This is a genomic window from Nostoc sp. UHCC 0302, assembly GCF_038096175.1.
Taxonomy (GTDB): domain Bacteria; phylum Cyanobacteriota; class Cyanobacteriia; order Cyanobacteriales; family Nostocaceae; genus UHCC-0302.
In genome coordinates this window covers 326106-351669 of record NZ_CP151099.1, presented here as the reverse complement: position 1 = coordinate 351669, position 25564 = coordinate 326106, and the positions used below count along the sequence as shown (strand labels likewise).

Genomic DNA, 25564 nt, shown 5'->3' with positions numbered 1-25564 from the left:
TTTTAATTTACGTAGACAGCAGAGGTTATAAAAGTGAATCAAAGTCCATTGGTGTCTCCGAGCAGTAGGGACTTGATTGCCAATCGTTATCAACTTAAGCAGTTAATTGGCAGCGGTGGTATGGGTGAAGTTTTTTTAGCAGATGATATTTTGTTAGGGGGAATACCAGTTGCTATCAAGTTTTTGCTGCGGACTGTTGCCAATTCAAAAATGCAAGAAGACTTTGCCCGTGAAGCTTTAATGAGTGCTGGTTTAAGCCAAAAAAGCATACATATTGTGCGAGCATATGATTATGGCGTAAGTGAAAAGGGAAAACCTTTTTACGTCATGGAATATCTATGCGGTAAAAGTTTAAAAGATTTAATTCCATTGCAATTACCCATGTTCGTGACTATCTCACGTCAAATTTGTTTGGGGTTGCAGTGCGCTCATCAAGGTATAAAAATTGATGGCAAAGTTCATCCATTAGTTCATAGAGATATCAAGCCTGCTAACATATTAGTTGTCCCCGATCCAATATTGGGTCAGTTAGTTAAAATTCTTGATTTTGGTATTGCTAAATTTTTAAACAATGCATCTACAGGTAGTACAAGTGGAGAGTTTCATGGCACTTTACCCTACTGTTCTCCAGAACAACTGGATGGGGAAAAATTAGATAGTCGCTCTGATATTTATAGCCTGGGTGTGATGATGTTTGAGATGCTTACAGGTAAAAAACCCTGGCAACCAGAAACTGACTATTTTGGTGCTTGGTATAAAGCACATAACTTTGAACCACCACAGGCGATCGCAAATGTTAATCCAGCTCTGAGACTACCTCAAAAACTCAATGATTTAATCATGGCTTGTCTTGCTAAAAAAGCAAGCGATCGCCCACAAAATATCGCCGAAATTCTGCAAGTCTTAGAAACACTAGAACAGCCCAAATATTCCAGCTTACCCCCAACTATAGCCTCCAAACCTATCCCGAATATTTCTTTAAGTTCTGGGTTGCCTTTAGCAGTAGAACAAACCTGTTTACAACTTGCATGGCCTCAAGATAAACCAATTCAAGAAATAGTTTTTCCCCTGCTTTTAGATACCCCTCAAGGTTCTGTGGCAGCACTATGGCTGATGTTACCTCAACAAGAGATCAAAAAACGCGCCCTTTCCATCCGTTACAACCAATTTATCTTTGCCACCTCTCCTCACCCGATGCTGCTGTGGGTGACTGTTCTCTACAATCGGGAAATAACTCCTAAGTGGCTACCTTGCTACCTAGATATGCAAAATTCTAAAAATCGTCGGCTAGTGCAAGCTTTAGCTGAAAACGAACGCTACCCTTTAATTTTTTTTAGTATGGAAGCACCTTATTCTTGTACTAAAGTTCTCAGTAGTTGTATTGATCCAACTCAGCGGCGAATGTTAAAAAATTGGCTAGATCAGAGTCAGAACTTACCCCGGTCTAATCAATCCCAGCTAAGCAAACAACTGTTAAAGCAGCAGTATCAACAAATGCAGCCCCGGATATTGGAGCATTTAGAATCAAAGTCTAAGGCCGTTGTATCAAGCTTAATCTGAGATGCTAAGATATTGTGACAACCAAAGCTAGAGAGATCAAGGAAACAAAAATTCCTGACTTTGAACTCAAAAATGCTTGACAAGTAGAAAAAAAATTGCCATAATAGCAAAGTTGCCAAACAAGGGACTGTAGTTCAATTGGTTAGAGCACCGCCCTGTCACGGCGGAAGTTGCGGGTTCGAGCCCCGTCAGTCCCGTTCTAAAGCCAGAATTAATGAGTGTCAAATCCTAATGTTATTTAGGACAAAATATTAGGTAATTTGGTAAATGATATTTCCTAGACTCAGAATTTAAGGCTTGAATATAAGCTAAATTTATTATTCTTTGCGAAAGAGAGAATCAACTGTGACTGTTAGAGTCCGTATTGCTCCAAGTCCAACTGGGAATTTACATATTGGTACAGCTAGAACCGCTGTATTTAACTGGCTATTTGCCCGTCACCACGGCGGAGAGTTCATCCTTCGAATTGAAGACACAGACCTAGAGCGATCGCGTCCCGAATATACTGAAAATATTTTAGAAGGACTGCGTTGGCTAGGACTGAATTGGGATGAAGGGCCATTTTTTCAATCCCAACGCCTGGATCTTTATAAAGAAGCAGTGGAAAAACTCCTAGATCAAGGATTAGCTTATCGCTGCTACACCACCTCTGAAGAATTAGACGCTCTACGAGAAGCCCAAAAAGCCAGAGGCGAAGCTCCCCGCTACGACAACCGTCACCGTAACCTCACCCCAGAACAACGCGCCGCTTTTGAAGCAGAAGGACGTTCTTCTGTAATTCGCTTCAAAATTGAAGATGGGCGAGAAATTGTTTGGAATGACTTAGTACGAGGAAAAATGTCTTGGCGAGGCAGTGATTTAGGTGGCGATATGGTCATCGCTCGTGCTTCCGAAGAGGGTACAGGGCAACCACTCTACAATTTTGTAGTTGTAGTAGATGACATTGATATGAAAATCACCCATGTCATCCGGGGAGAAGACCACATAGCTAATACTGCTAAGCAAATTCTGCTGTATGAAGCTTTGGGAGCAAAGATACCAGAGTTTGCTCACTCGCCACTGATTTTAAACAAGGAAGGGCGCAAACTTTCTAAGCGGGATGGAGTCACTTCCATTTCTGACTTTAAGCAAATGGGCTTTACTGCTGAAGGCTTGGTGAATTACATGACGTTACTGGGTTGGTCTCCTCCAGATTCGACTCAAGAAATATTTACCTTAGAAATAGCAGCCAAAGAATTTAGCTTTGAGCGTGTGAATAAAGCAGGTGCAAAGTTTGACTGGGACAAGCTGGATTGGTTGAACAGTCAGTATATCCACAATACGCCAGTAGATAAACTCACAGATTTACTCATACCTTATTGGGAAGCAGCTGGGTATAAAATTGATGGTGGACGTACTCGCCCTTGGTTGGAGCAGTTAGTAACTTTAATTAGTGCTAGTTTGACTCGTCTGGCGGATGCCGTTTCTCAGAGCCAACTGTTTTTTAGCGATACAGTGGAATTTAGCGACGAAGCTAGTCAACAACTAAAGCAAGAAGGTTCTGCTGCTGTTCTCAAAGAGATTGTCACAGCATTAGAAAATCAACAGCCACTGTCAGAAACTGCCGCTCAGGAGATTATAAAACAAGTAGTCAAAGAGCAAAAGGTCAAAAAAGGTTTAGTAATGCGATCGCTCCGCGCAGCTTTAACTGGAGACGTTCATGGGCCAGACTTAATCCAATCTTGGTTACTACTTAATCAGATTGGTTTAGATAAGCTCCGCTTGACTAAAGCAGTAGCAGAAGCCAGTTAGAGATTAAGCTCAATTTTGGAAATATTTTAGTTTCTGAGGCGTGCATTTGTACGCCTTTATTTATAAGAGTTTTAATCCCCAATCCCCAGTCCCCAATCCCCAGCTAGTCAATTCTGCTCATGTTAGGAACTTCGTGTGTAAAATTCATGTCATGAAAAACACTTAGAAACTAATATATTGACAATGCCGACAAAAGCCATTTATAGAGGGATTAGATTGTCGTTTGTGATAGTTACGCTGTTTGCAGTTCATGCCTTAGCTAATGCTGAAGAAGCGCCAACAATATTTGGAGATGTTACTCTCGATCAGGAATTTTCCCCAGACCCTATGACAGTTCGAGGTATGAGTGGTGGCTCAGTATCTGGGAACCAAGTCGCTGGAAGACGCGAAACGGCCACTGGCCCTTGTACCGGATTTGTTGATGAAGCACCAGATCACACTTTGGTACTAACAAGTAAATTTGACTACTTGAGATTGCAAGTGCAGAGTCCAGAGGATACTACTATGATTGTCAAAGGCCCTGGTGGTACTTGGTGCAATGACGATTTTGATGGCAAAAATGCTGGTATGGTTGGTGAATGGCTTCATGGTAGTTACCAAATTTGGGTTGGTTCCTACAACCAAGGTAAATATCTGCCTTACACTCTACAAATTACGACAAAAGCTAAATAAGTGAAGCGGTAATCGAAAGAATAAATACAAAATTTTCTGTTTTTTCCGTATTATTACTGTAACATTTTGATTTTACATAATTAATTTAGCCCATTTGATTACTAGGATTCTTCTGCTACTTAGAGCAGAGGATGAGAAACACTGTTCTTATGAGCAAGATCAAGATTTAAAAGTTACACAGCACCAGAAAATTAACTAGCTATAAGCGATCGCTACTACAGTCACCAATATCGCAGGTTTTTGCTGTCCACTGGGAATCGCACTTTAATCCAAGCTGTATTAAAATTAAGTTAACTTTAATTAAGATTCTTGTTGGCATCGCCGTCATGCCAAAATTGGCTCTATGGCAATCCACGTCAGAGATCAGATTAAACAAAATGGATTTATAAACATCCGTTTCGCAGCTATATAGTGACAGAGTGATGCACCATTCGATCGCTAAAGCTGAAAATTTGTATTGGCATCTAGAGGTAAATTAAGATGAAATTCTCTTGGAGAGTCCTATTACTCTGGACATTGCCGGCTTTGGTAATTGGCTTTTTCTTTTGGCAAGGCGCATTTGCTAATGCTCCTGCTGATATGACTAAGAATGCAGCCAACACCCGCATGACCTATGGTCGCTTTCTAGAATACTTGGATGCCGATCGCGTTACTAACGTGGATCTGTACGAAGGTGGTAGAACAGCAATTGTTGAAGCCCTCGATCAAGACATCGAAAATCGCGTCCAACGGTGGCGGGTAGATTTGCCAGCTAGCGCACCTGAGTTAATTAACAAGCTCAAAGAAAAAAAAGTTAATTTTGATGCTCACCCAATGCGGAATGATGGAGCTATCTGGGGACTTTTAGGCAATCTCGTATTCCCAATTTTATTGATTACTGGGTTGTTCTTTTTGTTCCGCCGTTCTAGCAATCTTCCCGGCGGGCCTGGGCAAGCAATGAACTTTGGCAAATCCCGCGCCCGCTTCCAAATGGAAGCTAAAACCGGAGTCAAATTTGACGACGTAGCAGGCATCGAAGAAGCTAAAGAAGAATTGCAAGAAGTCGTTACCTTCCTCAAACAGCCAGAAAGATTTACCGCTGTAGGCGCACGCATTCCTAAAGGAGTGCTGTTAGTTGGGCCTCCAGGAACAGGTAAAACTCTCCTGGCAAAAGCGATCGCTGGGGAAGCAGGTGTACCTTTCTTCAGTATCTCCGGTTCAGAATTCGTGGAAATGTTCGTGGGTGTGGGTGCATCCCGTGTCCGCGACCTCTTCAAGAAAGCTAAAGACAATGCCCCCTGTATCATCTTCATTGATGAAATTGACGCCGTAGGACGGCAACGGGGTGCTGGTATCGGTGGCGGTAACGATGAAAGAGAGCAAACTCTCAACCAGTTGCTGACTGAGATGGATGGGTTTGAAGGCAATACAGGCATCATTATTATTGCTGCCACCAACCGCCCAGACGTACTAGACTCAGCATTGTTACGTCCCGGACGGTTTGACCGTCAAGTAACAGTCGATGCACCAGACATCAAAGGACGTTTGGAAATCTTGCAAGTCCATTCCCGGAACAAGAAACTAGACCCCAGCGTTTCCTTAGATGCGATCGCTCGTCGGACTCCTGGTTTTACTGGTGCTGACTTAGCAAACTTACTCAACGAAGCTGCTATTCTCACCGCCAGAAGACGGAAAGAAGCAATCACCCTCCGCGAAATTGATGATGCTGTGGATCGGGTAGTCGCTGGGATGGAAGGCACTCCCTTGGTGGACAGCAAGAGCAAGCGCTTAATTGCCTACCACGAAATTGGACACGCCTTGGTTGGGACTTTGTTAAAAGACCATGACCCAGTGCAGAAAGTCACCCTGATCCCACGAGGACAAGCGCAAGGTTTGACTTGGTTTACTCCTAATGAAGAACAGGGATTAATTTCTCGTTCCCAACTCAAAGCCCGGATTACTGGCGCTTTGGGTGGACGTGCTGCTGAAGAAGTGATTTTTGGCCCTGCTGAAGTCACAACTGGCGCTGGTGGAGACTTACAACAGTTGTCGGGAATGGCGCGCCAGATGGTAACACGTTTCGGTATGTCTGACTTAGGGCCGCTTTCTCTAGAAAGCCAACAGGGTGAAGTGTTCTTGGGTCGTGACTGGACAACGCGATCAGAGTATTCTGAATCGATCGCCTCTCGCATCGATTCTCAAGTCCGGGCTATCGTCGAAGATTGCTACGAAACAGCTAAGAAGATTATGCGTGATCATCGCACCGTCTGCGATCGCTTAGTCGATTTGCTCATCGAAAAAGAAACCATTGACGGCGACGAATTCCGTCAAATTGTAGCTGAGTACGCTGACGTACCTGACAAACAGCAGTACGTACCGCAGCTGTAATAGTCTCTGTAGGCTTGGTAATGCCAGCCTGATATCTTCTAAAAAATGGGGATGGTAATACTATCCCCATTTTTATATGAAGTGATAACCGAAACACACCCACACTATATGAAATATCGAAATTGCCAGAATGGCTATTGTAGATATAAATCTAACCATTTTTGATTTTATAAAAAATGAACAGTAAAGTTAAATTATTGTCTTTTGCTACTCTAACGCTTACCCTTTCTTCTCTAACTGTCGGGACAGTTTTAGCCCAAGCTAAACTGACAAACCAATCGAAATTAAGTAGGTAGGTGCCAAAAAAGTCAGCTATGTTAAGATATGTAAAGACTGATAATGCATCTACAAGGTAGTTGGTGTATGGGTGCGCGTTTAAGGGTATTTCTGACTCCTGAGCAAGACCAAACTTTACTAAATCTGAGAAAACAGGATGTACCACAGAAAGTCAAAGACAGGGCGGAAATAATCAGGCTAAATGCACATGGTTGGTATGTAGAGAAGATAGCAGATCACTTTGATTGTCACAAAAAAACAGTCACAAAAGTTTTGCATCAATGGCAAAAACTGGGCACAGAAGGGCTTTGGGAATCTCCTGGGCGAGGGGGGAAACCAAAGTGGCTTGAGGATGACATGATATTTTTAGAAGAATGCCTCAGAAACGAGCCACGCACATACAATAGTTCTCAGTTAGCTTTGAAGTTGAAAACAGAACGCAACGTTGAGATGAGTGCCGACAGATTAAGACGGGTACTCAAAAAAAGGGGGTCGATTGGAAACGGACAAGGAAAAGCCATAAAGGAAAACAAGACCCAGTAGCACGAGCAAACAAGCAAGCAGACCTAGACATGTTGGAATTAGCTGCTGCCACTGGTGAAATAGACCTGAAATACCTAGACGAGTCAGGGTTCTGTATGTGGAGCGAACCTAGTTATACATATTACTTTAGAGGTGAGCAAAAACGGTTAGAACAGACTAAACGCCGTGGTCGCAGATTAAGTATTATCGGGCTTCTCCAACCTTTAATCAGTTTTGTTTACGGTTTAGTTATCGGTGGTGTTGACCGTAAATCTTATATAGAAATGATGGAGAAAGAAGCCAAACAAGCCCAAGAAACTGGACGTATCAGCGTGATTGTGCAAGATAACGGGCCAATACATCGCTGCCAAGAAGTTCAACAATTGTGGAAAAAATGGGAAAGTCAGGGTTTGTACATCTTTTTTCTCCCGAAATATTGCTCAGAAATGAATCCAATTGAATTGGAATGGCAACATCTCAAGAAAGATGAGTTATCCGGGCAAGCATTTGATGATGAGCTAGATCTCGCTTACGCCGTCATCAATGGTGTTCAAGCTAGAGGAAAAAAAAACAATCACAACACACATCGTGTAAAATTTAGCTCTAGATTATCAACTTAAGATTTTGTTACATAGTAGAAAATTTCGGTGCCTACCTACTTATTCCTTAATGGTGTTGGACAGGTTCGAGTTGGGATGACAGTCGCAGAAGCGGCAAAAGCTTCTGGTACGCGGTTAGCTGGTGATCCGCCCAATAACAGTTGCTACTACGTGAAGCCGGAAAAGGAACCAAAGCAGGTTGGATTCATGGTGACAGAAGGTCGCATATCCAGGGTAGATGTGTGGAGAAAAGGCAAAATTACTACCCTCAAAGGTGCAAAAATTGGCAATACTGAAGCACGAATCAAGTCACTTTACCCAGGGCAAATTAAGGTGACGCCGCATAAATATGTCAAAGGCGGACATTACTTAACATTCGTACCAAATGACCGTGCAGACCGCAACTATCGCTTGATATTCGAGACTGATGGCAAGCGTGTTACTCAGTTTCGCTCAGGTAAACTGCCAGAAGTTGAATTTGTTGAAGGATGTTCTTAATTCAAGAGATTATCAGACTCAGTTCCTTCGCTTCTGCAACTTGCGATCGCAGCAAGATGATACGATGCAATTAAGAGCATGATTCTGGATTGTTATAATGCTGTACAGCGCTTTTAACCTTAGTAAGGTCAAAGCTGACTTTAATTTAATCTTTGTGGAAAATCAAGATTTATTTGTGGATGTGCAACCAGTATCTCCTAGTGAATATCTAAATTTGATTTTCCCTGAGCATCTACCATTGGTAACAGCAATAAATACAGAAAAAGCTCGTTCTGAACTGATTATTATGCCTGTTTTAATAGAAGTTAAACGCTATTTTAAACACCAAATTAGTCTATTTTCTGGTTCAGAGTTTAATGTAGATGCTGCTCAGGGATTAGAAGGACGTTGTGATTTTATTCTCAGTTGTTCACCAGAGCAATATGATATTACCAGCCCTGTCGTGACTATTGTAGAAGCTAAGAATGAGAGTATTAAATCTGGTTTAGGGCAATGCATTGCGACAATGATTGCATCTCAATTATTTAACCAGCAACAAGGAAATATTATAAATGAAATTTATGGTGTAGTCACAACAGGCACAGATTGGAAATTTCTCAAACTTTGTGACAAAACTATTTTTATAGATAAAAACGATTACTTTATTAAAGAAATAGATAAAATCTTAGGAATTTTGACAACTACTTTGATGGCTTGTCCACAATTTTAGCTTGGGGATGGTGTGTGCCATCCCCATTTTTTTTATCTTTCAACTTCATCCACTGCTTTGGGAACCCCCGCAGTTAATACTTCATGTCCGCCAGAAGTAACTAACACATCGTCTTCGATGCGAATGCCAATGCCAACCCAACGAGAATCTGTCTCTGGTTGGTCTTCTGCTAGTTTGGTATCAGGCACAATATAAAGCCCTGGTTCCACTGTTAGAATTTGACCCGGTTGTAAAATTTGTGGTTTATCATCACCGTGCTGGTAAACACCCACATCATGGACATCCAAGCCTAACCAATGACTGGTGCGGTGCATATAATATGGCTTGTATTTCTCTTCCTCAATCAACTTGTCAATTTCGCCTTTGAGGATACCAAGTTCAAGTAAGCCTTCAGTGATAACACGTACCGCGGCATCATGAACGGATTTAAAGGTATTGCCTGGTTGCACTTGAGCGATCGCTTGTTTTTGCGCTTCCAGTACAATCTCATACAGTGTCTTTTGTTCTGGTGTAAATTTACCGCCTACCGGAAATGTCCGAGTAATATCAGAGTTGTAATAACCATAAGCACAGCCAGCATCAATTAGCAGCAATTCCCCATTCTGCATTTGGCGATTATTCTCAATGTAGTGAAGTACGCAGGCATTAGCGCCAGAAGCCACAATAGAGGGATAAGCTGGCCCCATTCCACCCCGCAACCGGAAAATGTGTTCTATTTCCGCCTGAATCTCGTACTCATAACGTCCAGGTGCGGTAAATTCCATTGCATGATTGTGAGCTTCAACTGCGATCGCCGCAGCTTGACGCATCAATTCCAACTCGGCTTCACTTTTAATTAGTCTCATGCTACCAAGGATGGGGCCAGTATCTTCGATAGCAATTGGCCCTGTGCCGCGCTTGGGATAAGTCCGCAGTAAACTTTGGTAATGTCCCAATATTGTGTCATTAAAAGCGTGATCGCGTCCTAAGTGGTAGTAAATGCGATCAGCTTTTTCTAAATACTGCGGTAACTTTTCATCCAGTTCTGCGATCGGGTAAGCTTCATCTGCACCATAAATTTCCTTTGCTGCTTCTACCCCACAGCGATAACCAGTCCAAACTTCCTTTTCCCTATCTTTGGGTTGGACAAACAGCACAAATCGATGTTCTTGATGATGGGGTGCTAACACTGCTACCGCTTGCGCTTCGTTAAAGCCTGTTAGGTAGAAAAAATCACTGTCTTGACGATAAACATACTCAACATCGTTGTGCATAACTGCCATTGGCGCACTGCGAAAAATAGCTGTGCCATTACCAATTTTTGCCATTAATTGCTCGCGACGCTGCCGATATTCTGCTTCCATAGTTGGTCTATTTTTTAACGTGCTGACTTATTTTACACTTTTGTCAACTACCCGTGGCTCTATAGATTATCCCTCTCAATAGTTGCTAATTTAGGTTATTCTAGCCAATGTTTATTTCAACTCCAGCGGTAAATCATTAAACAATAATTACTTATCTAAATAACAGGAAATATTATTTATGAATCAAAATAACCATTTAGATGCACTGCTTGCTCTGCGAGGTTTTGCTTGTTTAATGGTTGTTATTCATCATTGTACTCCTCCCAGAAATTCGATAATCTATCATGGTTATGATTTTAGCTGGTTGATATTTAGTTATGGCTGGGTAGCAGTTTGGATTTTTTTCGTACTATCTGGCTACTTAATGGGAAAAGCCTTTTATCTTGAAAGATATACTGCTGATGTTCCAGGAGCTATCAATTTTTGGCGTAACCGGATTTTCAGAATTGTTCCTCTTTATTATTTTGCTGTATTAATTTTGACTTTATTTGTTTACCCCAATTGGTTGAAAATCGAAAACTGGGGTTATTTATTGAGAGTATTTGCATTTAGTTATGATTTTTCTATTAACTATCAAACAGGAATGAATTTTAATGGTGTTTTTTGGTCGCTTTCTACAGAAGTTCAATTTTATCTTCTTGTTCCCTTTATTTTCAGCTATTTTCAACAGCGAAATACATCACGAAAAGAAATTTATTTTGTAGGTTTATTGATAATTTTTATTACTTTTATAATTCGATGTGTATTCTGGTTCGCTTTTAGAAAAGAAATTGGTGAGCAAATTACTTATGTAGTTAAATATTGGTATACACCACTAATTACAAATTTAGACCTTTTTCTGGGAGGATTTATAGTCAATATTTGGTTTAAGCATCAAGATTTTAAATCCAAGTTTACACTTTATCATCTAGTTTATAAAAACTTGCATCTTTATAAATTAAATAAAAAGTATATTGCAACTAGCCTAATCATACTCATGTATTTATTTACAGCACATCATGCATACTATCAAGAATTATTCAATTTGCCAGAACAAGCGGGGAAAGGAATTAGGACGATGACAACTTTTTTTATTTTGCCACCCCTAACTGCACTGATTACATCTTTCTTTATTTGGGCATTTGAGTCAGACATCTATTATTCTACTAATAAAAATCAGAAGCTATCATTTAGTACTATCTTAAAAAATCCGTTGAGAATTCTGGAAGTATTCGGAAATCTCTCTTATGGTGTGTATATATGGCACGTGCCAATAATAGAAAAAATTACTCCAGTATTTACAGCAAATATCCCGATTGAAGCCTTTTATTCTAAGCTCACAGCAACAGTTATTTTATCTACTGTACTGGCAACTGTTACTTATTACTTAGTTGAACTGCCATTTGCTAAATGGAAGCTATATCAACAAACTAATAAGTTAGAAAATTAATTTGTATAGCTTAATACTATTGATTTCAGAAAAATTATATAGCGGTTCTCGCTTGGGTGCAGTACAGTTTTGACCTCTCTCCAAACCTCTCTCCTTTTAGGAGAGAGGCTTTGAATCTTACTCCCCTTCCCTTGAAGGGAAGGGGCTGGGGGTTAGGTCTGTATTCCATGCAATTGGGAACCGCTATATGTTGGGTAGGCGCTTACTTGAGCTTACTTGAGCGTTAATATCATTTCATGAAGTCAACTTAACGCGAAATGGGCGGTTAGAAACCGCGTCTACACAAACAAAACCCACCTCCGTGGGTTTCAAACCCTTAATTTTCCATTAGTCAGCGTAGGTGGTGAGGGGGTCGCAGTCTTCTCCCAAAGGGAGAGGCTAGCGCCAAGGCGGTTTCCGTCGTTAGCGAAGCGGTAGCGAGTCTTCGAGCGTCTTGCGATAGCGTAGCGTTAGCGACGTTAGGAGCGTCACCCCCGAACCCGAAGGGACTTGGTTTGTATAGCCGCGAATTCCATTCGCCAGGGCTTAAGTTGACACCAATGAGCAATGTCGTATCCTTTCCAACGTATTTGTATAATTCTTAAAGTGAAATAGTATTAGCTATGCGCTGTTACAGGTGATTAATATGTTGCCAAAGTGTTGGGAAATTATATGACACAAAAATAACAAAAACAACTTTTATGTTGAAGCTATCACATCTGCTGCTTGCTACTTGTAAGTTGTAGAGCAGCTTAATATTTTAAATATCAAAAAGCTAGATAAAAATAACAGCTATATATATTTAAACCTTGACATATATCAATCAAAAAATATTTTAAAATTGCTCATATAGCACTTGTAAAAATATGACTAATCATTTATAACGAACAAATACCTATTTATAAATTCTGGCATCTAGAAAAAATAGTTATAAAGACAAAGGCAAATTTAAGTAAATGTTATTCAAGGACAGAAATATGTTTTGGGCAGCAGTTAAAAACATATAAGAGCTAGTCATTAAAACACACCATGTTTGAAAGTAAAAGTTCCTCAAATTTGTCTTTGGATACATCTCGATGGGCATTAGACTCTTTTGGTAAATCAGAAAGTTTAACAACTCCTATTGATAATTTAAATTCTGATTCGCTTTTCACCAGTAGAAGTTCTTCACAAGCCCTACAAAATGAAACTTCAACTCAACCTATAACAGCGGCAGCCAGCCCCAATCCTAATCCCTACATCACGAGTGCAGCGATTAATCCTGATTTCAACGGCGATGGCAAAACCGATAAACTTTGGGTCAATACTCAAACAGGTGAGATTATAGTTCGCTTGATGGATGGTACACAAGTTCTCCAACAAGGTTCTCTTGGTACGTATGACATCTCTTCCTGGACTTACAACATTGCCGATTTCAACGGTGATAACAAGACAGATTTCTTGTTGCGTAATCAGACAACAGGTGAGAATGTCGTAGCGCTAATGGATGGCGTTAACGTTGCTAGTGCGGTTTCTCTAGATAAAGTAGATTCAGGTTGGACTTCTAAAATTGGCGATTTCGACGGCGATCGCAAAACCGATATCTTCTGGCATAATAACAGCACAGGTGAGAACGCCATTTGGCAAATGGATGGCACAACAGTCGTCAGTGCAACTGTTCTAGACACTACAGACGCAGCGTTAACTCCCAACATTGTTGATTTTGACGGCAATGGTAAGAGTGACATCTTCTGGCGGAATGAAACAACCGGTGAAAACTCGGTTTGGTTTATGGACGGTACGCAAGCGAGTAAGTATTCACTGCAATCACAGGATGCAGGCTGGACTTATACCCTTGGCGATTTCAACGGCGACTATCAGACTGATATTCTCTGGCGCAATCAGACAACAGGTGAGAACAAGGTTTGGCAAGTTAATAGCATCTTAGTTACCGAAGGTTCTTTAGGAACACTTGACTCAAACTGGACTTCTGAAATTGGCGATTTCAACGGCGATGGCAAGACCGATGTCTTATGGCATAATCAGGCAACCGGTGAGAACACTGCTTGGTTGATGGATGGTACAACAGTTAGTTCTGAAGCTTTTCTACCAAGTAATGGTGCATCCTTAACACCATCGCTTGGCGATTTCAATGGTGATGGCAAAACCGACGTTTACTGGCGTGATCAGACAGGAAGCGCGGACACCATCTGGACTATGGATGGCACAAGAGCAACTGAGACTGCTGTTAGCGATGCAGATAAGCTGACCCCAGAGTGGTACACTGCTTAAGACCGAGTTCAACAATAATTCGTAATTCGTAATTGTTACCTCACGGATGAACAGGGGCTTGAAACAATGAAATAATTTCTTGTTTTCCATTAATTACGAATTACGAATTACGAATTAGTAATTATCCTTAAAACTTGTAACTCAAAACCTGAATTGTCCCGTTCTCCGGCAATTTGCCAGGGCTAATTGAAATAGTATCTCCGTCGCTACGACGGACTGTTACACCTTGCATCAAGGTGAGAAAATCATCCAGTGACGAAATATTGCAAGCCGCACCATCAGCTGCCTGTGTTCGGTAATGGGTGGGAATAATTAGCTTGGGATTTAATACCTGAACTGCCTGCTTTGCTTCCTGAGCATTGTAGGCTTTTGCACTGCCTCCCACAGGAATGAATGCCACATCAGGACGTCCCATAAGAATTTTTTGCTCAATAGAAATGGGTGCAGCAGCACCACCTAAGTGCAGGATATTAATTCCTGCTTGCTTCCAACTCCAAGCAGTATTTGAGCCAAACTGCTTGCCACCTTTGCGATCGTGATCTATGGCAATGCCCTGGAACTTAATACCTCGGAACTCATAAACTCCCGGTTCGTAAATTAACTTTGGATTTCCCGGTAGTCCATCCACTGCGCCTTCATCCAACAATTGACTGCTAATTAATACCAAATCAGCTGCAACTTTTGGTGGACGGTACTTTGCAGTACAGCCAACCGCCCGGAAGGGATTGACAAGAACTTTTGCACCGCCACCAGTAAATAGAAAGCAAGTATGACCCAACCACTGAACTGATAAACCGCCAGATTGCGCGTCAGCTTGAGATTCAGAACTTAAAGTAGTAAGGAAAGCTGTGGCCAAACTCGCCCCAGCATAGCCCATCAATTGTCGTCGTTTCATTCAATTACTCTCTCAACTGTAATTGTTCCAGAAAGTTTCGCAGCAACTGTTTTCCTGAAGATGTCAGGACACTCTCCGGGTGAAACTGGACACCCTGAATATGAGGATAGTTCCGATGTTGCACTCCCATGATAGTGCCATCCTCAACCCAAGCGGTGATTTCCAACACATCGGGGCAAGTCTCGCGATCAATCACTAGACTATGATACCTAGTGGCGGTGATCGGATTTTCTAATCCCTGGAAAACGCCCACTCCAGTGTGAGACACCTGAGAAGTTTTGCCATGCATTAACTCTGGAGCAGAGATTATTTTACCACCGAACACTTGACCAATACTTTGATGTCCCAAACACACACCCAATATTGGTAAGCTAGGCCCTAGCTGTTCAATCAACTTGAGAGAAATTCCAGCATCTTCAGGACGTCCAGGGCCAGGAGAAATAACTATAACCTCCGGATTTAATGCCCGAATTTCATCTATAGTTATCTTGTCATTGCGAAAAACTTTAATATTATCTGCAACTGGGAACTCTGCTGCTAATTCTCCCAGATACTGTACCAGATTATATGTAAAACTGTCGTAATTATCAATTACTATAATCACAGCCAATAACTCCTGATTTTTTCCACTCATTATTCCAACAAAGCATAGATAAACATCTCATGCTATTTGTTGGTCTGGTATCAGAATAACGCTAACGCAGAAGCATAGACGCTCGCAGAATAGCTTCTCCGAGAGTAGTCGCTTACCCAAAAATATTAAGCTGCTTTTGCTTAATTTATATCCTGGTTATTAACTTGATACTTGCTATGAGCGCATTTTGAATATTGAATTTTTAGTGAAGCTCTCTATGTTCCACTATCTTGGCTGATTTTCATCAGATTAAAATGGTAATGGATGCCATCTTCATTTAAATAAAATTAATTTCATCTGGTCAATCAAAAACTACCAGACAACTGGTTATAGCAAACATTCTCTAAATCAGGCATCTACAAAATGCATCCTCCAAAACCTCAAAAGAGTATTGAGCAGGGCGGCGGCATAATAAACCAGATTTAGAAAGCTGACATAATTAAAGTTACCAAAGGCGGGAGCAAGAGTACAGCGGCTACCAGCACGGCTACCAAAGCTGAGACCAGCACAGCGCCAGCAGCACAGTCTTTAGCGATTTTTGCCAATTCATGGTATGTCTGCTTAACTGTTAAGTCTACAAGAGACTCGATCGCTGTATTCAGTAACTCTAATGCCAAAACTAAACCACTAGTTATACCAATAACTGCTATTTCTACTGCTTGCAGATGCAAAAAAATGCTTAAGGCAATCACCAAAGCGCAAACACTTACGTGGATGCGGAAATTGCGTTGAGTTTGAAAACTGTAGCTGATTCCAGCCCAGGCGTACTTAAAACTAACTAATAAATTAGAGGCGACCTGCCACGAGAATTCCCGTTCGTTGGTCACAAGTGTTTTTAAGGGGGTAGGCGTTGGTGGGGGAGAAACTTGTTGGGACATAGGCTTAAAAATACAAGAATACAGCGCGTACAGTGGGAATATTCGCCGATTTTAATAGATAATCAATTTTTTAGAGGCAATTTTCCACAAAAGTTTTATAAAAGTATCACCTCAGATTAACACTTGCAGACACGCAAATTACTGTTATTCTAGGTCAATAACAATACCTATTGCGTACAGCAATCTTACTTGCTGCTCTAACATTCGCCTCAAACTTTCTTCATCAGGATGATCCCAACCCAACAGATGCAATAAACCGTGAGCTGCTAACCAAGCTAGCTCTGTTGGTAAACTATGTCCCTGTTGTTGAGCTTGACGTTGTGCTGTATCTACTGACACAATAATATCACCTAGATATAAAGATGCTGCGGTAAGCATTTCTTCACTTTGAGGACAGTCTACTTCTAAAGCAGCAAAGGCTAAAACGTCTGTCGGTTTATCTTGATCACGATATTGGGCATTCAACTCCTTAATTTGCGAATCATCTGTCAAGCGTAGCCCAATTTCATAACTTGGTACTGGCGGAAGCTCAGGGTGAAGGATTTCCAACCAGATATCAAACCAGTTTTTCCAAGTTTCGCCAGTAATTAGCGTATGAGTATCCCCAATATTCACAGATACGGTTGGGGACAACTCACTAAAATGATCCTCTACATATAGTTCAACTTTTTGGGACACATGGTCTCCTCTTCTGGGCTGAGGTAATTTGTGATTAGCGAGTTAAGTAAGCAAGACCAACAAGGAGAGCTAAAAGCCCTACAGTAGTTAGTGCAAAATGTTTTAGGGACGTGCCACCCTTCCGCACCATGTTTCGCATGGCGAGTTTTACGTAGCTGGGTTGAGGTTCTGTTGAAGGGGAGTTGCTCATAATTAATTTGATGACAGACTCTTTAATATAAATGTAACAGTTGGTCTGGGGTAGAGTTGCGATCGCCTTCTACTAACCAAGAAAGGGTATAAGGGAAAGGCAGTTAACCCTGTAAACTACTGGCGTCAAGCCCTTCGAAGTTTATCCGGTGGGTTTCCCTCTTAGTAAATCATGCATTTGCATGGCATCTCCACAGAACTCAACCTAGTGGCAAAGGCGATCGCTCTTCTCTCAACACTCTAAAATAAAAAAGTACTAAGTAATAGTAAAAAAATACCTAGTACTTATTACTAATCTCTAATTATCCAGGAGTGCTTTCTACTAGTTGGTTTTCTTGCCGCAGATAAGCTTGGATGAATGTATCAAGTTCTCCATCCATGACATCCGTAATCGCAGTTGTTTCAATGTTTGTACGTAAATCCTTCACCATTTGGTAAGGATGAAATACATAATTACGGATTTGGTTGCCCCAAGAGGCTTCCACCATATCACCACGAATTTCGGCAATTTCTTGCGCCCGTTGCTCTTGGGCGATGACCAGCAGTTTAGCTTTTAGACGAGCAAGGGCTTTCTCTTTGTTTTGCAGTTGGGAGCGTTCTTCACTACAACGCACCGCAATACCAGTAGGAATGTGAACAACCCGTACTGCGGTTTCTACTTTATTAACGTTCTGCCCACCTTTACCACCAGAGCGAGTTGTGGTAATTTCCAAATCCTTATCTGGAATTTCCAAATGCACAGAGTTATCTATTTGCGGCATTACTTCCACCCCAGCAAAACTGGTTTGTCGCTTGCCATTAGCATTAAATGGTGAAATTCGCACTAAGCGATGTGTGCCTGTTTCAGACCGCAAATAACCATAAGCATGACGACCAGTAATTTCCAGGGTTGCTGACTTAATGCCCGCTTCATCTCCCTCTGACTCTTCTGCTAGAGTTACTTTGTAGCCGTGGTCTTCAGCCCAACGGGTATACATCCGCATCAGCATAAATGCCCAGTCTTGAGCATCTGTACCACCAGCACCAGCATTAATTGTCAGTACTGCCCCTTTGTCATCATAAGGGCCGGAAAGTAACTGTTGTAACTCCCACTGGTCTAGGTCGTGATTTAGCTTGGTGATGGTAGATTCCGCTTCTTGCAATAGTGCTTCGTCGGTTTCTAACTCCAGAAGCTCAACAACTGCCCTTGTATCTTCTAGATTGGCTTGCCAGCGATGATATTGCTGAAGATGGGCTTTAAGCTCGTTGAGTTCTTGCAGTGTTTCTTGAGCTTGGGTTTGGTCGTTCCAAAATTCTGGCTGAGCCGATATTTGTTCTAGGTCTTGAATTTTGGCTGTCAGTGCAGGTATGTCAAAGATAGTCCTGGGTCTTACCCAGGCGACTAGACAACGTTTCGATTTCGCGTTTAAGTTCTAAAACTTCCATAGTGCTTGCTAAACGAAAGATAGAGTGCTTTAGATTTGGAGATTGCTGTTTATTTGTATTTTTGATTTTAGCTGGAGTTGGACAAATTTTCTCCTCATGACTTATATAAATTACTGAGAATTATTGAAAACTTCTTTACTCACTCCTACGGTTTGATTTTGCTGTTGCAGATAGGCTTTGATAAACAAATCAATTTCACCGTTCAAAACCTCTGCGACAGAAGTTGTTGCAACTTCTGTACGAAAATCCTTCACATTTTTGTCAGGATGTAAAATATATTCTTGGATCGGCTTATTAGATAAAGTGTTTATTGGCTGAGGTTGAATTGCGGCAAGTTGCTGGACACTTTGGGCTTGCATTAATGCCCACAGCTTAATTTTAAGAATGACTAAAGCTTTCTGTTTGTTTTCCATCCGGCTGCGCTGCTGGTCACAAAACACAGTTATCCCAGTAGAAATGTGAACCAAGCGCACCCATATTTCGGAGCTATTAATATTTTGACCATTCCAGCACCACTTAGTTATCTGCAAATCCTTCTCTGGAATTTCCAACTCAACTGATTCTTCCGAAATTGGAATCACTTCCACCTTAGCTAAACTCGGATGTAATTTGCTGTTGACATCAAAGGGCGATATTCGCTGTAGTTGATGCGTGCCTGTTTCTGATTTCAGGTATCCATATGCATAACGCCCTGTAAATTCCAAAGTAGCAGACTTAATGCCAGCCACATCACCGCAAGACTCTTCCACTACATATAGTAGGTAATTGTGGCGCTCTGCCCAACGATAGTACATCCGCAGTAATATATACGCCCAATCTTGAGCATTTGCATCACTAACTTCAGCAGTAATAGTGACTAATGAACCTTTTCGGTCGTTGGGGTCAGTAAGTAATTGTCGTATTTCTGCCGTTTCGAGTTCTTGCTGAAGTTGATTAAGATTTGTTTGCGTTTCTTGCAACAATTGCTCGTCGGCTGATGCTTCCAGTAGTTCCACAGCAGCTTTGATATCTTCTAGAATCGAATACCAGCGCTGATATTTCTGATGCTTGTAAAATATGGAGTATTCAATTTCTTGAAGTATTTGATAGCCAAGGGCTGGATTCTTCCAAAAATTTGCTTGACCAATTACTTGATCTAAATATTGAATTCTTGCACTCAATTCTCTAATGTCAAAGACAGCCTTCAGCCTTCCCCAAGATATTAGACAACCTTTCTACTTCGCGCTTGATATTTAAGGGTTTCAGCATAATTATGCTCACTTGAGGCTGAACTTATCTATGATATCCTACTATTAATAGGATGAAAAAACCGTGGTTACTGAAAATTTACCCACGGTTTTAACTTTATAATAATTTACTTTTGTTAGCGTCTACAGACAATTAATCGCGACCATTGAGGGCAATGAGTAGACGCAAGATAAACACGAATAGGTTGATGTAGGTGAGATACATCGACAAAGCCACAGGCAGATACTGGTCATCGTGGTAAGCACGCGGCAAGATGTAGAAATCGACGACTGATGCTCCAACAAACAGGAACACTCCTAAACCGGAAATAGCGATTTCTAACCAATTTGGCGTGTAAACACCAAATATGGCAAACCCGAATTGGGCGAAGCACACAGCCACCAAAGCGATAACGCCAAGATTGATGGTTTTTGTCAAAGCCATGCCGTCTTGTTCAGATAGATTTGAACCTATTTGACGGGCGGCAATAAATGTGATGCCACAACTGAGTGCAGCCAAACCAATGCCTTGAATGCCAACACCTTTTTGTCCTAAAGCGACAAACACCAAGCCACTGAGGGTATACCCAGATAAGAGGCTGTAGGTTGCCAACAAGGGCAATGCGAGCCCCTTGTTACCTTTTTCGGCAACATTTTGGGCAACAAAGAACAAAATTAACTCGACAATCACCGCACCTATGAAGGTAGGGAAGAACACTTGGGGATTAGTACGGATAACTCCCAGACCGCCGTATGTCCCTAATGCTGTTAGCACAAGACCGCCACCGACGTAAGGCAGGGCGTTAGCAATTACATTTGGGCCGATAAGGGCTTGAGTTTTAGCTTCACGGAAAGCTTCACGAAAGTTGCTGGTATTGCTCATATCTCGATAGTAGCTTTATTCAGGTAAAGATCCTATTTCTTCCCATTTTTACCAAGATTTGTGATTAATAGCCAAGGATTTACCGCTGTTTAATTACTATTAGCGGAGTAATTATTTCCTAAACAAGGTTCTGCTTACTAGGCTGCGTTCCCGCTTCGGGTTGCCGAAGGCATCGCTAATTCCCTTCTAAAACTAAGCTTCATCATTTGATTTCTTAATTTTCTCACCAGAGTAATGGAATAGTGCTACAGCAATTTTTTGATCAGTAGATTAAATTAACTAAACTTCAGTGAAAGCATCGTCAGTATTTACTGTTGTTCAATTACTCGAAAATTCCTGTAATGCAACACTGGTTTATGTTTCACTGAGCAGACACATAACTGTTGGACAGTTAAGCATTTTTTAGCAGAAATAGCTAGTTTTTGTTGCAAAAGCTAAACATCATATGACGTTCAATTATTATCTGGAAAAGAGAAATAACGGCAACAAGTAATAGGACAAAATCATGCGTAGAAACACTGAATTGTGGAGTGAGACCCCTCATTAAGTTCAGTGGAACGACGATGGCTTATTCAAGCTCGTCTAGGGAAAATAATGACAGCTTTGAAGAAGATATACGCAACTCCAATTCCTCAAGAAAAGGAGTATACAAAAGGAATTTATATGGCAACTAGTGAATCCTCTTTGCGAACTGAAGGTATAGAATTATTACATTTATACCACCAGAACCCCTCTATTAAACTTCGTAATCGACTTGTACAGTTACATACTGGTTTAGTACGGAAGATGGCTCATAAATTCAGCCATCAGTGTAATGAACCTTATGAAGATTTGGAACAAATCGGTTATTTTGGTTTGATTAGAGCAATTGAGCGCTTCGACCCAAGCCAAGGATATGCTTTTAGCTCCTTTGCTGTGCCATATATTCGAGGTGAGATGCTGCACTTTTTGCGCGATCGCAGTACTCTATTAAAGATTCCCCGTCGTTGGCAAGAACTATACAATGAAGGACAAAAAGTTCGCAAAGAATTAGCAATTTCTTTGGGTCGTCCTCCCAAGGATTCTGAAATTGCTCATGAACTCAAAGTATCTGTCTACGAATGGCAAGAAACTAAGTTAGCTGCTCAAAACCGTTTGCCTTTGAGTTTAGATGCTACAGCCGTCAACTATGTTGATTGCCAAATAACGCTAGGTGAAGCACTTCCTTGCCCTCGTTCTACTGCACAGCAACAACAAGACGAAGAACGGCAACAACTGCAAGGGGCTATAAATATGTTAGAAGAAAAGCCCCGCATGGCAGTTGAAATGGTATTTTTAAAGGAACTTTCTCGCAAAGACGCTGCTAAAAATATTGGCACTAGCCCAATGACGGTTACCCGCTATCTACAAAAAGGTATTCAGGATTTGGTTTGCTATTTACAACCACAAGCGGTGGCTAGTGGTTCTTAGTCATTAGTCAAGAGTCAGTGGTTAGTAGAAAAGCATAGTAAAGCAACTGACAAAGGACAAATGACTAATGACTCATTACCTTGATTTTAAATCAGCGATCGCACCTTTGGTCATAGCAGCAATAGCTTGATCTGTGGCTTTCGGTAAATGATAATACTTTCCTGCTGCTGTTTGTGCTAGTTCTTTAGCAAAACCAGTGGAAACAAATTTACTCTCCGTATCAATAACTAATAATTGCATCCCCAAAGCCCGAACTCTGGCCGCAATTTCTAACAATTCCGCTTTAATATCTGGCTTTTCTCCTGGTTCTAGCTGTTCACCTAAAGAACGTGCCAAGGGAATATTACCCCGCCCGTCGGTGATTGCCACAATCACAACTTGTCCAATATCTCCACTCATTTGAGCATTTAAACCAACGCGCACAGCTTGAGTTAAACCATGTGCTAAGGGCGAACCCCCACCACAAGGTAACCTTTCCAAACGGTTTCGTGCTAAAGCAATAGAACGTGTTGGCGGTAATAAAACCTCTGCCTGTTCTCCTCGGAAGGGAATCAAAGCTACTTGGTCGCGGTTTTGATAAGCTTCTGTTAAAAGTTGCATTACCGCACCCTTAGCTGACTGCATCCGATTTAAGGCCATTGAGCCAGAAGCATCTACGACAAACACCACTAACGCCCCAGCTTTACGTACCAAGCGCTTTGAGCGAATATCACCCTGCTCAACAATAACTTTTCTCTCTGGCTGCCGCTCTCGTCGTGCTTTTTGATACGGGGCTGCTGCCCTGAGGGTGGCATCTACTGCAATCCGTCGCGCTTTCCCCTTGGGCAACATTGGCTTAATATAACGTCCCCGGTCTTCAGAAAAGATAATGCTACGACTGCCAGATTTACCCTGCCGCTTCGCCATTTGAGTAAAATAAAGCACGCTGTCATCCAAAATTACCCCTTCAGGATCAAAGATGAACTCTTCCGGGATGCTGGGGGGTTCTTGCTCTTGATTTTCTTCCTGTTCTTCTTGTTCTTCCTCTTCCTCTTCTTGTTCTGATTCGTCTGAGGGTTCTTCTTGATTTTGAGGTGGGGGTGGCGGAGGTGGCGGTGCTTGTTCAGGTGGCGGTGTCTGCACGATTGTTGCTCGTGGTACAATCACTAATTCAACAGCACGGCGCAAATCTTCAGCATTGACTGCTGTCCTTCCCTCCAATGCCGCTGCGGCTTTGGCAACCCGCACAGCAAATAACTCGGCGCGATGTCCTTGGACTCCGCCGCGAATTGCTTCATCTACTAGATAAGCAATTTGTTCCTGGGTAATGCAGACATCCTTTAGCCATTCCCTAGCCAAGATAATTTGGGTTTTGAGACCGTCTAAGTCTTCGTTGTACTGCTGGAGAAACGCTTGGGGTGACTGAGAATAGGCGATCGCTTGTTCAACTGCTGCTACTCTTTGATCTAAGCCGAGTACACCGTCAGCAGAAAGAGCGATCGCAATTCTATCTAGTAAATGTTCCCGTAATCCTCCTTCTTCTGGATTGTAGGTAGCAATAAACAGGGATTTACACGGATGCTGAAAACTAATGCCTTCTCGCTCAACTTGGTTGCGTCCCTCAGATAACACTGTTAAGAGCTGATTTGATATTTGGTCATCTAATAAATTGATTTCATCTACATATAAGACGCCTCGGTTTGCTGTAGCGAGTAACCCAGGCTGAAAAATGGTATCACCTTGCTTTACCGATTTTTCAACATCCACAGAACCCAACAGTCTGTCTTCTGTGATTCCTAAAGGAATTTGTAAAAAAGGTGCAGGGATAATCTCAGTAGGGATATCTTCAGTGTCTTTTCCGGCATATTCTGCCAACAGATAATCATCCCATTCTTCTGGATGGTTGGGATCACAGTTGCTTATTGAGCCTTTGACAACTTCAATTGGTGGTAATAGAGCATGGATAGCACGCGCCATCACAGATTTTGCCGTACCGCGACGACCTGCGATCGCAACTCCCCCCAAACCTGGATCGACCGCTGCTAACAGCAAGGCTAATTTAATCGCTTCTTGACCGACTACGGCTGTCAAGGGAAACGCTGTGATAGTAGGGTTTATAGTGGGCGCAGGCATGGTTTGAATAATAGTTAGTCTAGGCCTTTAGCATATCAATTTCTGACACATTTAGAATAAGTGTGATGGGAATGAAGGTGATCGTCTTTTATTTAGGAGCAAGATTTATGAGTATTATTCAGGCTAAACGCTTCACACCAGCGGAATATCACAGACTCATAGAATTAAACTTTTTCCAGGAGGATGACCATAAGGATACTCATCTATTTCTACGGCTGATGGCAAGAAATTTAAAAGCTTTGGTTAGTTTGTTGATGCTGCTGTAAAGGATGGGAAAGTTCAAAAGCAAGGTCAGGAATTATTTTTAATCGATTTAGGCAAACTGGCTGCCTAAAATAGCTTTTAAAAACCCAGTTTCAGAAAAGATGGGTTTTTAAAACCTAACCGCTATTTGCGGTTTTTTCATGTTTGAAAATAGTTAAATCCTGTATAGTATCTCAACAATCTATTTCTGCAACAAGACAAAATCTAAAAATGCATAAACTTCTAACATTTAATGAAGAAAAATTGTTACGTCGTGCGCTTACCCACCGTTCCTATGTCCATGAAAATCCTGGTGAAGGCAAACACAATGAACGTTTAGAATTTCTCGGTGATGCTTTGCTGAACTTTTTAAGTGGCGAGTATCTTTATCGTCGTCACCCAGAAAGAGGAGAAGATGAATTAACGCGGCGGCGTTCTGCATTGGTAGATGAGAAGCAACTAGCAAAGTTCGCTATTGAGGTAGGTTTAGATTTTAGGATGCGGCTAGGAAAAGGTGCAATTCGAGATGGAGGCTACCAAAATCCCAATTTACTTAGCAGTACCTTTGAAGCAGTAATTGGCGCTTATTATTTGGATAATAATAGAGATGTTGAGGCAATTCGTGCTGTTATAGAACCACTGTTTGATTCTGTATCTGAGCAAATTGTTGTATCTCGTTCTAACGTAGACTCAAAAAATCGCTTTCAGGAATGGGTACAACGTAATATTACGCCAACTCCCCCTAAATATTTCACAGAACAAATAGGCGGTTTGTCTCATGCACCAGAGTTCATCGCTAAAGTATTAGTTGATGGAAAAAGTTATGGAGAAGGTAAGGGACGCAACAAAAAAGATGCAGAGAAAGCTGCTGCTGAAGATGCGCTAGCTAAGTTGAAAAAACAAGGATTGTTGTAAAAATGATGTTTAATTTAACGC

22 protein-coding genes and 1 tRNA gene are annotated in these 25564 nt (G+C 41.6%); 13 read left to right on the top strand and 10 right to left on the bottom strand.

Annotated elements, in window-relative coordinates:
* Nucleotides 1-33 precede the first annotated feature (33 nt).
* The 8 genes from WKK05_RS01490 to WKK05_RS01455 all read left to right on the top strand — a co-directional run bounded on the left by WKK05_RS01490 (nt 34) and on the right by WKK05_RS01455 (nt 8994).
* On the top strand, nt 34-1560 hold the full coding sequence (locus WKK05_RS01490; protein WP_341528051.1) for a serine/threonine-protein kinase: 1527 nt from the start codon (nt 34-36) through the stop codon (nt 1558-1560).
* Nucleotides 1561-1683: 123 nt separating this feature from the next.
* Nucleotides 1684-1757 (top strand) — tRNA-Asp (locus WKK05_RS01485).
* 148 nt (nt 1758-1905) lie between these two features.
* Nucleotides 1906-3351 carry a glutamate--tRNA ligase gene (gene gltX / locus WKK05_RS01480; protein WP_341528050.1) on the top strand — a complete coding sequence of 482 codons (1446 nt, stop codon included), beginning with the start codon at nt 1906-1908 and terminating at the stop codon, nt 3349-3351.
* A 183-nt stretch (nt 3352-3534) separates the two neighbouring features.
* On the top strand, nt 3535-4023 hold the full coding sequence (locus WKK05_RS01475) for a hypothetical protein (protein WP_341528049.1): 489 nt from the start codon (nt 3535-3537) through the stop codon (nt 4021-4023).
* Between the two features lie 480 nt (nt 4024-4503).
* A complete protein-coding gene (gene ftsH2 / locus WKK05_RS01470) occupies nt 4504-6390 on the top strand; it encodes an ATP-dependent zinc metalloprotease FtsH2 (RefSeq protein ID WP_341528048.1) in 1887 nt (628 codons plus the stop codon).
* Nucleotides 6391-6753: 363 nt separating this feature from the next.
* Nucleotides 6754-7808 (top strand): IS630 family transposase gene (locus WKK05_RS01465; protein WP_341525019.1). Its coding sequence is split into 2 segments (ribosomal slippage): nt 6754-7146 and nt 7149-7808, totalling 1053 coding nucleotides; the frame shifts between segments, so codons are not numbered across the junction.
* 27 nt (nt 7809-7835) lie between these two features.
* Nucleotides 7836-8285, top strand: a complete 450-nt coding sequence (locus WKK05_RS01460) for a hypothetical protein (protein ID WP_341528047.1) — start codon at nt 7836-7838, stop codon at nt 8283-8285.
* Nucleotides 8286-8382: 97 nt separating this feature from the next.
* The gene (locus WKK05_RS01455) at nt 8383-8994 is read left to right on the top strand and encodes a hypothetical protein (protein WP_341528046.1); all 612 of its coding nucleotides are present in this window, start codon (nt 8383-8385) and stop codon (nt 8992-8994) included.
* Nucleotides 8995-9026: 32 nt separating this feature from the next.
* Here the strand turns inward: WKK05_RS01455 and WKK05_RS01450 are convergent, their stop codons facing one another.
* Nucleotides 9027-10337: an aminopeptidase P N-terminal domain-containing protein gene (locus WKK05_RS01450; RefSeq protein WP_341528045.1), complete on the bottom strand. Its 1311-nt coding sequence runs from the start codon at nt 10335-10337 to the stop codon at nt 9027-9029.
* A 178-nt stretch (nt 10338-10515) separates the two neighbouring features.
* On the opposite strand from WKK05_RS01450, the gene WKK05_RS01445 reads away from it, so the two are divergent.
* Nucleotides 10516-11766 (top strand): acyltransferase, encoded by a 1251-nt coding sequence (locus tag WKK05_RS01445; RefSeq protein ID WP_341528044.1) that lies wholly within the window; start codon nt 10516-10518, stop codon nt 11764-11766.
* A gap of 1008 nt (nt 11767-12774) precedes the next feature.
* A complete protein-coding gene (locus tag WKK05_RS01440; protein ID WP_341528043.1) occupies nt 12775-14016 on the top strand; it encodes a VCBS repeat-containing protein in 1242 nt (413 codons plus the stop codon).
* A gap of 127 nt (nt 14017-14143) precedes the next feature.
* Here WKK05_RS01440 and WKK05_RS01435 read toward each other — a convergent pair whose 3' ends face one another.
* From WKK05_RS01435 to WKK05_RS01400, 8 genes are all read right to left on the bottom strand, one after another.
* Entirely contained in the window at nt 14144-14911 is a 768-nt protein-coding gene (locus WKK05_RS01435; RefSeq protein ID WP_341528042.1) for an MBL fold metallo-hydrolase, read from the bottom strand.
* A gap of 4 nt (nt 14912-14915) precedes the next feature.
* Nucleotides 14916-15515: an aminodeoxychorismate/anthranilate synthase component II gene (locus tag WKK05_RS01430; protein WP_341530994.1), complete on the bottom strand. Its 600-nt coding sequence runs from the start codon at nt 15513-15515 to the stop codon at nt 14916-14918.
* A 452-nt stretch (nt 15516-15967) separates the two neighbouring features.
* Nucleotides 15968-16423 carry a diacylglycerol kinase family protein gene (locus tag WKK05_RS01425; RefSeq protein WP_341528041.1) on the bottom strand — a complete coding sequence of 152 codons (456 nt, stop codon included), beginning with the start codon at nt 16421-16423 and terminating at the stop codon, nt 15968-15970.
* 144 nt (nt 16424-16567) lie between these two features.
* Nucleotides 16568-17101, bottom strand: a complete 534-nt coding sequence (gene ybeY, locus WKK05_RS01420) for an rRNA maturation RNase YbeY (protein WP_341528040.1) — start codon at nt 17099-17101, stop codon at nt 16568-16570.
* A gap of 34 nt (nt 17102-17135) precedes the next feature.
* Entirely contained in the window at nt 17136-17291 is a 156-nt protein-coding gene (locus WKK05_RS01415) for a DUF3285 domain-containing protein (RefSeq protein WP_341528039.1), read from the bottom strand.
* 301 nt (nt 17292-17592) lie between these two features.
* Nucleotides 17593-18715 (bottom strand): peptide chain release factor 2 gene (prfB, locus tag WKK05_RS01410; RefSeq protein WP_341528038.1). Its coding sequence is split into 2 segments (ribosomal slippage): nt 17593-18642 and nt 18644-18715, totalling 1122 coding nucleotides; the frame shifts between segments, so codons are not numbered across the junction.
* Nucleotides 18716-18825: 110 nt separating this feature from the next.
* Nucleotides 18826-19960, bottom strand: a protein-coding gene (locus tag WKK05_RS01405) for a PCRF domain-containing protein (protein ID WP_341530993.1) whose coding sequence is annotated in 2 segments (ribosomal slippage) — nt 18826-19887 and nt 19889-19960 — 1134 coding nt in all. Because the reading frame shifts where the segments join, the coding sequence is not laid out codon by codon here.
* 135 nt (nt 19961-20095) lie between these two features.
* The gene (locus WKK05_RS01400; protein WP_341528037.1) at nt 20096-20824 is read right to left on the bottom strand and encodes a Bax inhibitor-1 family protein; all 729 of its coding nucleotides are present in this window, start codon (nt 20822-20824) and stop codon (nt 20096-20098) included.
* 663 nt (nt 20825-21487) lie between these two features.
* Between WKK05_RS01400 and WKK05_RS01395 the strand changes: the two genes are divergently transcribed.
* Nucleotides 21488-22273 carry an RNA polymerase sigma factor SigF gene (locus tag WKK05_RS01395; RefSeq protein ID WP_341528036.1) on the top strand — a complete coding sequence of 262 codons (786 nt, stop codon included), beginning with the start codon at nt 21488-21490 and terminating at the stop codon, nt 22271-22273.
* A gap of 75 nt (nt 22274-22348) precedes the next feature.
* Here WKK05_RS01395 and bchD read toward each other — a convergent pair whose 3' ends face one another.
* Nucleotides 22349-24385 carry a magnesium chelatase ATPase subunit D gene (bchD, locus tag WKK05_RS01390; protein WP_341528035.1) on the bottom strand — a complete coding sequence of 679 codons (2037 nt, stop codon included), beginning with the start codon at nt 24383-24385 and terminating at the stop codon, nt 22349-22351.
* 107 nt (nt 24386-24492) lie between these two features.
* On the opposite strand from bchD, the gene WKK05_RS01385 reads away from it, so the two are divergent.
* Together WKK05_RS01385 and rnc are read left to right on the top strand one after the other, a co-directional pair.
* Nucleotides 24493-24651 (top strand): hypothetical protein, encoded by a 159-nt coding sequence (locus tag WKK05_RS01385; RefSeq protein WP_341528034.1) that lies wholly within the window; start codon nt 24493-24495, stop codon nt 24649-24651.
* Nucleotides 24652-24859: 208 nt separating this feature from the next.
* Complete coding sequence (rnc, locus tag WKK05_RS01380) at nt 24860-25543, top strand: ribonuclease III (protein WP_341528033.1); 684 nt, start codon at nt 24860-24862, stop codon at nt 25541-25543.
* Nucleotides 25544-25564: the final 21 nt, after the last annotated feature.